We start from the raw sequence: 14632 nt of genomic DNA on the forward strand, positions 1-14632 counted from the left end.
CTTGCCAAAGCTATGTTGCTGCGACCTGAAAAAATCGATTTTCTGCAAACATCGAATATCGTCGCGCAACAACTGATCGGTTCGTTTTTTTCTTACCGTGGCGTCGGGGGTATCATCGTCGAAACGGAAGCCTACGACCAGACCGATCCTGCCTCCCACAGTTTTTGTGGCCCGACCGAACGCAACGCGATCATGTTCGGGCCTCCGGAAGCGATATACGTTTACCGCTCTTACGGCATTCACTGGTGCTTCAATTTCGTCTGCGGAGAAGAAAACCACGGCTCCGCCGTTCTGATCCGCGCTATTGAACCCACCGTTGGTATCGACACGATGAAAAAGCGGCGGAACATGTCAGATGTTCGCCTCTTGTGCGCAGGTCCCGGACGGGTTTGTCAGGCACTCGGAATAACGCATCGGGAAAACGGGCTGTCGCTCAGTTCAAAAGAATGTCTCTTTAAGGCAGGAACCCTGCCAGTTAACATCGTTGCCGGGCCGAGAATCGGCATTTCAAAGGCAGTGGACGTTCCCTGGCGTTTCGGTCTGGCCGGATCACGTTTTTTAAGCCGCCCCTTCCCGAAAGGATCGCCGGTTTTCAAGAGCGGCAAATAAAACAGCCAGTCAGTTTTTCCAGCGCAAATTGAAATCGACGCGATGCGCAGGTTTGTCTTTTTCAGCTACACCCTTCTTGCTGGCAAGCAGATAGATTCTTTCATCAGGCACTTTGCCTTTCAGCACCAGCCAGGTCTTGACCGCTTTCGCCCTGCGGTTCGCCAGAAGAATCAGGTTGTCGTTCGTCGAGGCATAATGCCGGATCAGCAATTTCTCCATTTCCGGAACCGGGAGTGCCTTGTCGAAAATAACCAGTTCTTTCGGCTTGTCGAATTTTTCGCTCTTGTAAACTTCTTTCAGCAATTCCGGATATTCCTTTTCACTGACCGTAATCTCTTCGAACGATTGCGCTCCCGTTTTTTTCCGCTTCAGCGAACGGATTTTTCTGTCCAGCGTCGACTGGCCAAGCCCTTCCCTGTCCGCGACGTCGTCATACATTCCCGTAATTTCGAGCTTCAGCTTCGGCCGTTTCACCAGACCTTTAGACAGCCGTTCCAGACGTTTTTCACCCTCTTTCGACAAGTTGGCGCTGCCAGGTTCGAAAACCATGCCCGAGAGGTTTTTCTCTTTCTCATTCAAAGAGGACAGCCATGCGAAAGGAGCTGTCACGATTCTCTTCAGGGTATTCAAAATGACTTTCCCGACTATGCTGCCCAGCGAGAACTGGGGATCGTTCAGTGAACCGGCAATCGGGACATTGAGATCGATGACGCCGTCACTGTCTTTCAACAGGGCCAGAGCCAGTTCGATGGACGAGCTGATCGTTTCCTTGCTTTCGACTTTTTCGCCCAGCGTCAACTGGTCAAGAATCAGAGAATTCTCGGCCGTCAGCATCCCGTTCTGAACCTTGTAAGTTGCTTTATACGTCAGTTTTCCTTTTTCGATCCCATAACCCAGATACTTGCCGGAATAAGCAGAAAATTGCGCCAGTTCCATGCCTGTCACCTGTGCCTTGATATTCAGGGTCAAATTATCACTTAACGGGTTAATGTAACCGGAAATATCCAGCGGTGCTCCATTAACCTGACCCAACAGGCGAATTCTCGATTGCGTTTTCGGGTCGTTCGACAAATTGAGGAATGCGCCACGCAGATTCTGGATATTGGCCGTGTAACGAGGCTTGATGAAATTGTCTGAAAAACGGACGGTTCCGTTGCGGATGATCCATTTTTTGATGACGAGCGAAAAGTCCGGTTTTCCCTGACTGTCCGGTGCTTGTATAACGGCTTTCTGCGTTGCGGTTTCCGGTTTGTCTTGCTCCGGCTTTGCCTTTTCCTGCGTGGCAGTAAGCGGCTCCACTGTAGCTACATCGTTTTGAGCTGTGGCAGGCTTTGGTTCCTCTTCATTTTCAGTCAGGCTTTTCTGTCCGCCAGCCTTGCTGCGCAAAATGTTCTGAAGATTCAAACGACCGTCCGCCAGCAGGATGACTCTGGCAGACACACCATTCATGACCGCCTTGTCGATTGTCACTGCCAGAGGATTCAGATCGACTGTTACCCCTTCAAACGCCAGGTCTTTCCAGCTGACGACCGGACGCCGGCTCAACTGGTCTACAGCAGCCAGACTTCCGATTGCCGCCCCTCCCTTGAACTGCCCCTGCAAACCGCCGGATGCGCCCTCTCCGACCAGCAGTTTGCCCTTGATGGACAAATCGGCTTTTCTCAGGGAAAGGTTCACGTACTCGTCGATATACGGCTGGATAAACCGGATATCGACATTTTTGATATCCACATCCAGATCGGCTTTCATTGGCGAAACATTAATGGTTCCTTTTACGATATACGTACCATGATCGTTGATTTTCGCGCTGGCAGACACGGCAAGCGGTTTGTCCATTGCATCGGACAAATCATTTACCTTGACATCGAGCTGGGATACTTTGGTGACTATCGGTTCCTTCGGGTGTCTGTTTTCAAGATGAAGTGACCAGTTTTCAAGTGCAGCCTGTTTGATCCGGAAATGAAAACCGGACTTTTCCTCTGCCTTGTCGACGGCTTTTTGTACTACGCCAGACTTGTCACCCCCTTTGAACTTGTCCAGCAGTTCGGGCATGCTGTGGATGAAACTGATCCGCGTGCCGGTCGAAACAACGCTGCTGGCAGTCACGTCATGTTTATCCATATCAAGTGACAGTTTTTCAACACTCAAACCGATATTTCTGGCTGATATATTGACCGGCGTCTTGTATGTTTTATCCGTAATGAAAACCTGCCCTCCGCTCACGGCAAGCTGACCCAGATCGATGGCAAACGACTGTTTTTCCGCAGGTTTTTCGTTCTTCGCTGTCTGTGTTCCGGTGTCGGTCTTTTTCCCTGTATTCAACAGGAGTTCAACATTCCATTGCCCGTTATTGTTTCTATCCAGAAACACTTCCGGATTTTTCAAGCCGATACGACCGATACCGATCTTTCCCGAGAGGATATCGCTTTTGTCGATATCGACCTTGAGTTCCGAAAATTTGAGGACGGCAGCACCATTCGATTCCGCGAGCGACACTGAATTCAGGGTAACGTCACCCCGAACCAGAATGCGTCTTTTTTCCTCTTTCTTTCTCGGGAATATGATGTCAAGATCAGCCGAGAATTTGCCGCTTTTCAGTTTGAATCCCGGATCGAATGGAAGATAACCCAGATAGGTCGGCAGATCGAGTTTGTCCAGCTTGACGCTGATCTTGCCGGACTTCTTGTCGTATGCCGGTTTCGTTCTGGATTTCCCGACCAGTTCGATTCTGTCATTGTTGACCTTTGCGCTTATCGCCAGAGCCGTGAAAATCTCGACCTGTGAAGGCATATTGGCAATGACGGGAATATCGATATTCAGCTCGTCGATCAGCAGGGTCTTTTTCCGCTGTAGATCGTCTACCCGTATGGTTCCGTTGTCGATCTGGATATTGTTGATCGAGAAATTCGATTTCGATTCGTCTTCTTTCGGTTGGGTGGCATAAGCCACAAGATCATTGATGTTGTATTGCTTTTTCCCGTAACGGACGATGTGGATTTTCGGATTGACGAGGCGGACTTCTTTCACGACGGGAGCGCGTTCGGAAAAGGTTTCCGGCGACAGTTCGACAAACAGATGATCGAACGAGGCAAACGGGTCTTTCGAACCGGGATCGGTCAGCACAACCCCGTCCAGTTTTGCCGTCAGGTTCAACAGGTCGATATCGAGCTTCTGAATCGTCAGTTCACGATTGAATTTTTCAGCGACAAATTCCTTCGCTCCGGATTCGACGATCCGGGGAAGAAAATAAATGCCTGCGGCAACAAGGACAAGCAACAAAACGAGAAACGACAGAAACCCGACAACCGCCAGTTTCACTCGCGACCGTTTGTTCGGCCGCTTTTCAATATCGGGAGTGTTCTGCTCTGTCATTCAATAAAATCATCCTGTTGGAACCAATCAGCCTCATCCTGTTATTTTAATGAAAAATCGACGCGGTTGCCGGAATCGTTGCCTTCGGTTTTCTTTGCCTTGCTGGCTAACAGGAAGAGTCTTTCTTCAGGAATCTTTCCATCCGTGATCAGCCATTCTTTTACGACCCGCGCTCTCTGGTTCGCCAGCTGGATCAGGTCATCGGACTTTCCTGAAAAATGTTGGGACAACAGTTTTTCCATTTCCGGCACAGGCACCGATTTGGAAAACCCTATCCAGTTTTTGGGCTTTTCGAAATCTTCATTACTGTAAAGGCGCTTCAATAAATCCGGATATTCCTTGTCAGTAACGACCACCTTGGCGTCTCCCGCCTTTTTACCGAGGTCTTTCGCTTTCATTTCCCGCAGCTTTTTCATGATCGTCAATTTGCTGTCGACGACAGGATCGTATTTCCCGGTAATTTCCAGCGTCAGGGCCGGTCTGTTTTCCAGCGCTTTCGCCAGTGCTTCCAGTTTTTTCTGTTCACTTGCGGTAATCGCATGACTTCCCGGCTCGAAAGTCACAAACGACAATTCCGCGTCATTTCCAACGAGTGCCCCCAGCAGCTTGAACGGTGCCGTGACTGCCTTCGTCAACAGATTGACGAACATCTTGAACACAATGCCCCCCACGGAAAACTCGGGATCGTTCAACGAACCGCCCACGGGAAGGTTGATGTCGATGACGCCATTCCTGTCTTTCAACAAGGCGAGCGCGAGACGAACAGGCAAATGAACGGCATCCGCACTTTCGACTTCATCACCCAGTGTCAGCTGGTCGAGAACCAGTGAATTTTCCGCCGTCAACTGATCGTTCAAAACCTTGTAATGGACATCGAAGGAAAGCTTGCCCTTTTCAATGCCATACCCGATGTATTTTCCGGAATAGGCGGAAAACTGCGCCAGTTCCATTCCTTTTACGTTGGCCTTGATGTCGAGCGCAAGCTTATCGCTTAAAGGATTCAACTCCCCTGCAATCGTCAGCGGCGCACCATTGACGCGGCCTTTCACGTCGACTGTCGCCTGCTTGCTGGCATCCGTTGACAGGTTGTTGATCGAGCCTCTCAAATTCACCAGATTGGCGGTATAGCGGGGCTGGATGAAATTATCCGAGAACCGGATCTTTCCGTTTCTGATCAGCCATTTTTTGATCAGGATGGAATAATTTTTCTTGTCTGCTTTCAATTGGTCAGCCTGACCGCTATCGGCAGATTGTTGTGCCGTTTGTTGTGCAACTGCCGTCCCGGCTGCCGGTGTTTTTCCGTTATCTTTTTCCTCGTTTTGCGTCAGGCTCTTCTGGCCGCCTGTTTCGCTTCGCATGACATCCTGCAAATTCAGGCGTCCTTTTGAACTCAGGATGACTCTGGCCATCAGATTGTTCAGCGTTACCTGATCAACGACTACGGAGAGCGGCGACAGGTTCACCCGAACGCCTTTCAGGGACAGGTCACCCCAGTTCACGAACGGCTGCCGCGTCACCTGATCGACCGTCACAAGACGGGAGAGGCCCGCATTGCCCGTAAACTGGCCCTCCAAGCCACGATTTCGTGCTTCTGCGAATTTCAGTTTTCCGGCAAGCGACAAATTGGCCTGACGCAAGGACAAGTTCACGTACTCTTCAATGTAAGGCTGCACGGCACGGATATCGACATTTTTGATATCCAGATCGAGATCGGCTTTCAGTGGCACCGGCTCGACCGTTCCCCTGATATCCAGTTTGCCCTTTTCGTTGATATTGGCCGCGACCGTTATGGCAACCGGTTCATTCAATTTGCTTGAAATATGGTCTGCGGACACGTCCAGTTTCGTGACACGGGTCACGACCGGTTTTCCGGCAACCCTGTTTTCAAAGTAAAGCGACCAGTCATCCAATTCAAAACGGGCGATGGAATAATTGAAACCGGCTTGTGCGGCAGCATCGTCCATCGTTTTTTTAGCCGTTTTTTTGGCGTCCTTATCCGCTATGTCGAGTTTGCCATGAACGAATTTGATATCCGTATTCGCTGACACGATTTTTTCGACAGTCATGTCCCGTTTCGGAAGATCCAGAACCAGCTTGTCCACGACCAGTCCGAAGTTTTTCACGGAGAAATTCGCCGGTACGGCATTGGTCTGATCCCTGATCTGTAACTGGCCTTCCGTAACGGTCAATTTGTCCAGTGCCAGATTGAAAGGCATGCCTTGACCGTCCTGACCGGAGGCATCTGCCTGCGACGTTTCTTTTTGCGGTTTGCTTTTTCCGTTTACCGTCGCGAACATCCGTTCGAAATTCCATTGACCTTTTCTGTTGCGGTCCAGAGATACGACTGGATATTTCAGCTCGACCAGATTGACGGCCAGATTTCCGGAAAGGACATCGCTCTTGTCGATTTTGACATCCAGTTCCGGTATTTTCAGCAAATCGGCACCATTCAGGTCAGCCAGCTGGAATGCATCGAGATCGATCCTGCCTTCCACGAAAAGACCCATTTTCCCTTCTTCGGGCTTGACGAAGCCGATCTCAAGATCGGTGGACAGCTTGCCGTCCTTCAGTTTGAAACCGGGTTTGAAAGGCAAATAACTTATGTATGAAACCAGATCAATACTGTCCAGCTTGAGATTGACGGTTCCATCCCGTTCCCTGAAAAACGGCCTTGTTTTGCCGGATATCTCGATTTTTTCATTATTGACCTTCGCGGACAGGGCCAGATCGACGAAGATATTGACCTGTGACGGCAGGGAAGAAATGAACGGTATCGTCAGATTCAGCTCATCGACAAAGTGCCGCTTGTTTTTCGGCTTGTCGTCGAACTCGACCAGCCCGTTTTTGATCTGGATATTATTGACGGCAAACTTCGCGGATGAATCGTCTTCTTTCGGCTCCATTGCGAAAGCGACGAAATCATCGATGTTGTAACGGTTGTCTTCCTGCCGTTCCAGACGGATTTTCGGATTGGTCAGCGTAAGTTTTTCAACGACAGGCGCCAACCGGAAATACGATTCAGCTGAAAAATCGACGAGTAAATGATCGAACGAGGCAAAACCGTTTTCCGAACCATGTTCGGAAAGCTGCATTCCCTCGAAATCGGCTGTCAGCGTAAATGGATTGAACGAGACTTTTGTAAAACTGAGTTTTCTCTGGAATTTTTCGGCAACGAATTCCTGTGCCTTTTTATTGATGAGGTCGGGAACGATAAAAAAACCCGTCAGACCATACGCAACCAGCAAAACAATGAAGATAATCTGGAACCATTTGGCAAAACGGTTTCGCCAGAACGGTGGTATGCGCTTCAACGGATTTTCCACTTCATTCTCCTTGTGACACGATCGTTTCTGCCGATAATACCTGCCCTGAATAAAGCCGGGTCTTAAAACCCATATTAAATAAAATCCGCCAATAAATAAACAGCCGGTTTGCACATAAAGCAAACCGGCTGCAGAAAAACAATGTTTTTACGGCAATCCGTCTTATTCGACGAGTTTGTTCAGTTGTTCAGGGCTGACTTTCGCCTCTTCCGGCAGGGATTCAAGCTTGATATCAGCTGCTTCCAGTGCGGAAATAATGTTTTTCAACTGATGCTCCTGCGCCGCGGCATTATTGATCAGGCCACGCAATGCCTTGATGAGGGGATCGTCCCCGTTCGGCGTAATGCCGTAAGACGAAAACAGGGCACTGGCAGCATCTTTTTCGTCCCTGTTTTCTTCTTTTTGAATGATCCTAGCAGGATTGCCGACAGCCGTCGCGCCAGCAGGCACTTCCTTGACGACAACGGCATTCGAACCGACCTTCGCCATTTCGCCGACGGTAAAACTGCCCAGCACCTTGGCTCCGGCCCCGATAATGACGCCCTTCCCAAGCGTTGGGTGGCGTTTTTTGCCCTTCGTCAGCGACGTGCCGCCGAGAGTCACTTCCTGATAAATCGTGCAATCGTCGCCCACTTCAGCCGTTTCGCCAATGACGACACCCATGCCGTGATCGATAAACACCCGGCGTCCTATAACCGCCCCCGGATGGATCTCGATTCCCGTCAGGATGCGCGCCAGATGGGAAATGAAACGGGCAAGCCATTTCAGCCCGTGCTTCCAGCACCAGTGCGCCATCCTGTGTACCAGAATAGCCTGAAACCCCGGGTAACAGGTAATGACCTCCCAGGTATTGCGGGCAGCAGGATCACGGGCGATGATGCTTCTGATATCTTCGCGAAGATGGCGGAACATGTGTTTGACAGATAATTAACAAAAGAGCCAGATAATAACCGTTTCGGCAAAATTCTGCACGTCCATTTAGTCCTGTCGCATTTTCATGATGCGCTGGCGACGGGCCTCATACAGGCAAATGCCGGAAGCCACGGAAATGTTCAGGCTTTCAACGGAACCGAACATCGGAATGGCGACCAGTTGATCACAGTTTTCACGAGTCAGACGGCGGATGCCTTCGCCTTCGGAACCCATGACGAATGCCACGCCACCCGAGTAATCCGGTTCATACAGGCTTTCTTCCGCATCATCGGTTGTACCGACGACCCAGATATCGCGTTCCTGCAGCTGGCGCAACGTCCTTGCCAGATTCGTGACGGTAATGTACGGAACGGTTTCAGCCGCACCACTCGCCACCTTCTGAACAGTGGCATTGATGCCCACAGCCCTGTCTTTCGGCGCGATCACGGCATGGGCGCCGACGCTGTCTGCCACACGCAGGCAGGCGCCCAGATTATGCGGATCGGTGATGCCGTCCAGAACGAGCAACAGGGGCGCACCCTCGATAGCGTCCAGCAATTCATCCAGATTGCGCGCCAGCGAAACGGGTGCCGCCATCGCGACAACCCCCTGATGGCGTCGGGTGCCCACCATCTTGTCCAGACGCGCACCGTCCGCCTGAATGATCCGGACACCGGCCGCCTTGGCGACTTTGAGCAAGTCCTGCATCCTGCGGTCAGACCGCTCGGCATCGACGTAAAGTTCTTCGACGGAAGAGGCTTCATGGCGCAAACGCGACGTGACGGCATGGAAGCCGAATATGACTTTATTTTTCATTTTTACTTTCTGCACTATCTGCAATAAACATTCAGCGGGATTTCCGTCTGCGTGAAAACGGACGCCCTTCAACTTTTTCGTCCTTGTCGGTCAGCGTCGCAATATTCCGTTTCTTGTACCGGTCGAAAATAACATGCTGGGCCGGTTCGGTATTCACCGTTTCGCCTTCCTTCTTGTCGGAGGCCTTGAACGGCCCGTCAATCAGTCGCAAATCGATCTGTCGGGCATCCATATCGACCCGGCTGACCTGAACGATCACCCGGTCGGTCAACTGGTACCGGACACCGGAACTCTCGCCTTTCAGCTCGTGGCGCACTTCGTCGAAATGATAGTAATCGTGCCCCAATTCCCCGATATGCACCAGCCCTTCAATAAACAGGTCGTCCAGCTGCACGAAAATGCCGAAACCGGTCACACCGGAAATGGTGCCCGTGAAGTGCTCGCCCAGCTTGTCGCGGATGAAGTAACACTTCAGCCATGCCTCGACGTCACGTGAAGCATCGTCGGCGCGCCGTTCATTGGCGGAACAATGCAAACCGAGCGCTTCCCAAATTGCCTGTTCGGCAGTTTGTTTGTTTTTGCTTTTTTCCTTCGACAATAACTGTTTGCGGATCGAACTCGGCACATTGGTGTTCAACAGGCGCTTGTCGATGCCACTTGGCACATAGCGTTTGCCGAGCAAGAGCGCCTTGATGACCCGGTGCGTCAGCAAATCGGGATAACGGCGGATCGGACTGGTGAAATGGGTGTAAGCCCCGTAAGACAGACCGAAATGGCCGATATTGTCCGGGCTGTACATCGCCTGTTGCATCGAACGCAGCAGCATGGTTTGCAACAAGGGTGCGTCCGGCCGCTCGTCAATCTGTTTGATCAACACGGCGTAATCCGACGGACTTGGAGAATCGCCTCCGGCCAGCGACAAGCCGAGTTGTGCCAGAAACGATCTGACCTGTTCCAGCTTCTGCTCGTTCGGCTGTGCGTGAACACGATACGTTCCAGGATGATTATGCGTCTTGATGAAATCGGCCGCACAAACGTTGGCCACCAGCATGCATTCCTCAATCAGCTTGTGAGCATCGTTGCGCACTCTCGGCAATATTTTTTCGATCTTGCCTGCGGCATTGCTGACAATGTAGGTTTCGACCGTTTCAAAATCGATCGCTCCGCGTTCTTCGCGTGCTTTTGCCAGCACCTTGTACAGCCCGTACAAATCCAGCAGATGCGGCACGAGACTTGAATAAACGATCGCTTCGGGCCCTTTCTGGCTTTTCAGGATCGCCGCCACTTCCGTATAGGTCAGGCGTGCGGCCGAATGCATCACGGCCGGATAGAACTGGTAAGCCTCTACCTGTCCATTCGGGTAAACCAGCGCATCGCATACCAGCACCAGCCGATCGACGCCCGGGTTCAGCGAACACAGGCCGTTCGACAATTTTTCCGGCAGCATCGGAATGACGCGACGCGGGAAATAAACCGAAGTCGCCCTTAACAAGGCATCCGAATCGATCGGTTCGTTCGGTTTGACGTAATGGCTGACGTCGGCAATCGCGACGATCAGGCGATACGCCGTTTCATCGCCGATCTTGACCGGTTCGCAATACACGGCATCGTCGAAATCGCGGGCGTCTTCACCGTCGATCGTCACCAGAGGCACATCGCGCAAATCGACCCGCCCGGCATAATCTTCCGGCAAAACCGTATCCGACAGACGTGCCGCCGCATCCATGCAGGCCTTGGAAAATACATGAGGCAAGCCGAATTTACGGACAGCGATCTCGATTTCGATACCCGGATCGTCGATATTGCCGACCACCTCGACAATGCGGGCAATCGGCTGCGAGTAGCGGGACGGCTGCGTGATCAGTTCGGCATTGACAATCTGGCCTGCCTTGGCATTACCGGGAGAACCTTCTACCAGAATGTCGTGGACGATACGCTTGTCTTCCGGAGCGATCAGCCAGACACCGTTTTCATTGATCAGGCGGCCGACGATATGCGTATGGGCGCGAGTCAATACCGAGACGATAAGCCCTTCGGGTCGTCCCCGCTTGTCGACATTGACCACACGAACCTGCACCTTGTCGTTATGCATGACCTTGTGCATCTCGTTTTCCGACAGGAAAATATCGTCTCCGCCCTCTTCGGGAATGACGAAACCGTAACCGTCCGGATGGCTGTGAACATAACCGGTGATGAAATGGGTCGATTTGTCGACCTTGTAATTGCCTTTTGCGTCGCATAAAAGCTGACCGTCGCGCTCCATCGCGTCCAGTCTCTTCAACAAACCGTCCATCTCGGTTCTTTTGACATGCAACTCCCGCGCGATGACTCTGGCATTGCTGCCCTTTTCTGCTTCACGCACGGTGTCGAGAATTTCTTCCCGGCTGGGGATGGAATAAGGATATTTTTTCAAATGAATTCTTAATAAAATGGGTGGACAGTCGACATTTTAACAACTTCATCATGCTTTTTTTCAACAGATTCGGCAAGATGATTGACATGTTTGTATATCACGCTATAATCGCAGTCTTGCATTTGCGAATCAACAAGAACTGAATGCAATTTGTCACTGTTCAGTTCTTCCGGTTGCAAATATAATATCAGATGTGCAGATTGCCCACGTGGCGGAATTGGTAGACGCGCATGGTTCAGGTCCATGTGCCGCAAGGTGTGGGGGTTCAAATCCCTCCGTGGGCACCATCACCGCAAAAGATACAGCAGAAAGCCTTGAAAACATTGAGTTTCAGGGCTTTTTTGTTGCTCAAGATATAATTTTAACGCATTCAACACAGTTTTCTAAATATCATAGATAATTACGTGGTTGGCAAACATAATCTACGATATCGTCAAATAATTCTGAAGCGCTCTTTCCAGCAATTGATAAGCAACACATGTCTAAATTGTATGTCCACAGCAACCCAACTCGTGGATTTAGTAAAGCAATTTCGTTGATAGTAGAAATGGGTTGTAACCTATTCAACGCACAATATGTCAGAACTTGTCTCAAATCCGATATACGAAATGGGCGATTACCTGCTTTAATTTCGTAAAGCGTTTGACCTACTATTAAGTCACCTTCTGCAGCCATTATTTCTCCGCATCCAGCAAATTTTGGACGTAAAATTGTGTCGTTCATGACCCCAACTGAAGAAAAATAATCATAAAGCCGGCCAGCTAAAGTCATCGCTTCTAAAATATCATTTTCGGTGAGTTGATAAGTATTTAGATTATTCTGAAATCTTGATATGTATGCTGTCGCAGTCTCAATTCCATTCTCTACATAGGCTTTTAATACATTATTATTTTCCCCTGCTTTGACGATATTTGTAAAAGCAACAAATGCAAGCTCATTTATAAAAGCTCGAGAAAAACGATATGCGTTTGTTTTAATTGGTTCCCATTTTTGTAGGATGTGAGCATGCTGAGCACGCCAAAAGGTCTCCCCCATTGGCGCAATATCTCGCCAAAACGAAGAATGTTTCTGAGCTAATTGACGTTCCGAAATCATATTGGAATATGCCAAGCGTTACCTTGTGCCATTTTTTTGCTTCCCGCCCATTTCATGAGATGTTGATCATAAGAATTTAATTCTTTCCTAATACCATCTCGCCAATGTTTACCCTCATCTTCTAAAATGTATGAACTGACAATAAGCGCCCTCCTTTCCCATGTTGTTAATGTGGAATATTGTTTTCGACAATTTGATATCCAGTAATCAGCACCCCGATTTGCCATACTTAATATGAGATCTCTTTTTATCATCATATTGTGCTGTTCTCTTGATAATCTAACTAATACGGCTTCCGTTTCTTCTGAATTATCTATAACTAATACTCTTATTGCAAAGGAAAGGTTCGCCGGCACTTGAGTAATATATGATCCTGAACTTATAAGATCTCTAAGAGCTTTAAATACTTCATTTTGAGTATTATTATCTAAATCAGCCATTACAGCTCTTGTTACAATCATTACTGCAGGAAATACAGGATAAAGAATGTCTAGGCTAGCAAACATAGAAGAAACTGCTCTGTTTTTCATTTGATCGGGCAAATGTCTTACAGCCCCAATGAGTCGTCTAGTTAGACCTTCTTCAATTCTACTTTTTGTCAATTGTCTTCCCAACATCCCAACAATGTCGAACTTATTTAACTCTTCTTTGAGGGCTTCATACTCTTCTTCCGCATTTGGCGAATAAGGATCATATCGTAATCTCAGACGAGAAAATAAACGTGCTTCCTGTTCTTCATGTGTTTCGGCTTTATTTTCTTCGGCCAATGAAGATGTTTGAAGAAATTCTCCGGAAGTAAGTATCCGTGTTTTTGTTTTTTGTAATGAAAGTCCTTCATTGACTAACAACAATTCGCTCAACCGAACTAATGACCTATACGCTTCTTCTCTTGAATTTGCAAAAATTCGATAATCATCAACAAATCTACAATATTGTATTTGTTCGCTTAGCAACAATCGATCAATACGATTCAATAATAATTCACTCAACAATCTAGCAGCAGGTCCGCCAATCGGTAGCCCATATGAAACGTGTTCAGCTATTCGGAAAAGTATCGAATCAATTCTTTTAATTGCATCTGCATCCACAGTTGCACGTTTCAAAGAATTTTCAAGTCGATGATGGTAGATACGAGGATAAAAATCAGAAATATCACATACTAATACATATGAATATTTTCTAGCCAAATCAATCGAACGCATCTGAAATTCATGCCACCCTATACTTGGATCAAACACAGAAGCACTCGTAAAATCAGGTTTATATCGATAGGAAAAGACTACTTCTTTATCGATGGACACTCTTGCTCGTTCAATATCATCGCCTATCCGAAGTACAAGAGATAATAGATAAGCATTCCAAATAGGATCAATCTGTGTCCCCCATCGAAACCCCGCATATCCTACTGCAGCCAAACTCTTAACAGCAAGCAACGGAATTTTCTCAATTGCTTGATCAAATCCTGTATCAATTTCCTTAAGAATATCTATCGTACCAGACGGATCATCATAAAAAACTTGATTATCTATCGGGTAGGGAAATATATCTGTGTCGCCAAATTTAGCTATGTTTTTAACAGCTAACTCAAATGCTTGATCTTTAGTTATCTGCATATTGATGAATTATTAGATAGATATTATTTAGTTTCATAATATTAAAAACGCTGGATACGGATCACGCTATAATTTTTAATAGTATACCAAGCGATACAATAAGTTAAGACACTTTTCAATTGATAATATTTTTCTGATTGACAACCTTCTACCGCATGTAAGATTGATAACGCTCTATCTGTATACTTTTTCATTTTTGAGTGTCTATACATCCTTTTCCTTAATCGTTAGTTTTATCAGGCTGATCGTTATTTCGATGCGTAGATATTCTCTTTCACAGAACTGGTTTCGCTTTTGGAGAATTTTTTAGGTTTTTGATTAGTATAGCTTTTTCCTGATTATCTGATGAGAAAGTTCCAACGAAATTTTCTTGATCATTGCCAGCAAGCTTCTTTTTGTAATTTATCGATTCTCACCCTGTTGAACTATCAACAATAGAATGGCTTGAGAACGATCAACAAAAGCGTCAGAAGGCGACT

Annotated in this window: 8 protein-coding genes and 1 tRNA gene; 2 read left to right on the forward strand and 7 right to left on the reverse strand. The window is 48.2% G+C overall.

Annotation, left to right across the window (positions count from 1 at the left end; all coding sequences use genetic code 11):
* Positions 1-12: 12 nt before the first annotated feature.
* Complete coding sequence (locus BRW83_RS10955) at positions 13-609, forward strand: DNA-3-methyladenine glycosylase (protein WP_005879377.1); 597 nt, start codon at positions 13-15, stop codon at positions 607-609.
* A 9-nt stretch (positions 610-618) separates the two neighbouring features.
* Here BRW83_RS10955 and BRW83_RS10960 read toward each other — a convergent pair whose 3' ends face one another.
* The 5 genes from BRW83_RS10960 to rnr form a co-directional block, all read right to left on the reverse strand.
* Positions 619-3981 carry a DUF748 domain-containing protein gene (locus BRW83_RS10960; RefSeq protein WP_005879375.1) on the reverse strand — a complete coding sequence of 1121 codons (3363 nt, stop codon included), beginning with the start codon at positions 3979-3981 and terminating at the stop codon, positions 619-621.
* Positions 3982-4022: 41 nt separating this feature from the next.
* Positions 4023-7292 (reverse strand): DUF748 domain-containing protein, encoded by a 3270-nt coding sequence (locus tag BRW83_RS10965; RefSeq protein WP_232451490.1) that lies wholly within the window; start codon positions 7290-7292, stop codon positions 4023-4025.
* Positions 7293-7466: 174 nt separating this feature from the next.
* Positions 7467-8216 carry a serine O-acetyltransferase gene (cysE, locus tag BRW83_RS10970; protein WP_005879371.1) on the reverse strand — a complete coding sequence of 250 codons (750 nt, stop codon included), beginning with the start codon at positions 8214-8216 and terminating at the stop codon, positions 7467-7469.
* A 66-nt stretch (positions 8217-8282) separates the two neighbouring features.
* The gene (gene rlmB, locus BRW83_RS10975; RefSeq protein ID WP_005879369.1) at positions 8283-9032 is read right to left on the reverse strand and encodes a 23S rRNA (guanosine(2251)-2'-O)-methyltransferase RlmB; all 750 of its coding nucleotides are present in this window, start codon (positions 9030-9032) and stop codon (positions 8283-8285) included.
* Between the two features lie 31 nt (positions 9033-9063).
* Positions 9064-11445 carry a ribonuclease R gene (gene rnr / locus BRW83_RS10980; protein WP_005879367.1) on the reverse strand — a complete coding sequence of 794 codons (2382 nt, stop codon included), beginning with the start codon at positions 11443-11445 and terminating at the stop codon, positions 9064-9066.
* 202 nt (positions 11446-11647) lie between these two features.
* On the opposite strand from rnr, the gene BRW83_RS10985 reads away from it, so the two are divergent.
* Positions 11648-11732, forward strand: a tRNA-Leu gene (locus BRW83_RS10985).
* 103 nt (positions 11733-11835) lie between these two features.
* On the opposite strand, the gene BRW83_RS10990 is transcribed toward BRW83_RS10985, so the two are convergent.
* On the reverse strand, positions 11836-12540 hold the full coding sequence (locus BRW83_RS10990; RefSeq protein ID WP_005879365.1) for a hypothetical protein: 705 nt from the start codon (positions 12538-12540) through the stop codon (positions 11836-11838).
* Positions 12537-14153, reverse strand: a complete 1617-nt coding sequence (locus BRW83_RS10995; protein ID WP_005879363.1) for an RNA-directed DNA polymerase — start codon at positions 14151-14153, stop codon at positions 12537-12539. The genes BRW83_RS10990 and BRW83_RS10995 overlap by 4 nt, the downstream gene beginning before the upstream one ends.
* Positions 14154-14632: the final 479 nt, after the last annotated feature.

This window comes from Oxalobacter formigenes, assembly GCF_002127965.1.
GTDB lineage: Bacteria > Pseudomonadota > Gammaproteobacteria > Burkholderiales > Burkholderiaceae_D > Oxalobacter > Oxalobacter formigenes.

What these genes read in the sequence shown, in the direction of transcription:
- BRW83_RS10995 (WP_005879363.1), bottom strand. Translation starts at nt 14,153, where the DNA reads ATGCAGATAACTAAAGATCAAGCATTTGAGTTAGCTGTTAAAAACATA.
- BRW83_RS10960 (WP_005879375.1), bottom strand. Translation starts at nt 3,981, where the DNA reads ATGACAGAGCAGAACACTCCCGATATTGAAAAGCGGCCGAACAAACGG.
- BRW83_RS10990 (WP_005879365.1), bottom strand. Translation starts at nt 12,540, where the DNA reads ATGATTTCGGAACGTCAATTAGCTCAGAAACATTCTTCGTTTTGGCGA.
- cysE (WP_005879371.1), bottom strand. Translation starts at nt 8,216, where the DNA reads ATGTTCCGCCATCTTCGCGAAGATATCAGAAGCATCATCGCCCGTGAT.
- rlmB (WP_005879369.1), bottom strand. Translation starts at nt 9,032, where the DNA reads ATGAAAAATAAAGTCATATTCGGCTTCCATGCCGTCACGTCGCGTTTG.
- BRW83_RS10955 (WP_005879377.1), top strand. Translation starts at nt 13, where the DNA reads ATGTTGCTGCGACCTGAAAAAATCGATTTTCTGCAAACATCGAATATC.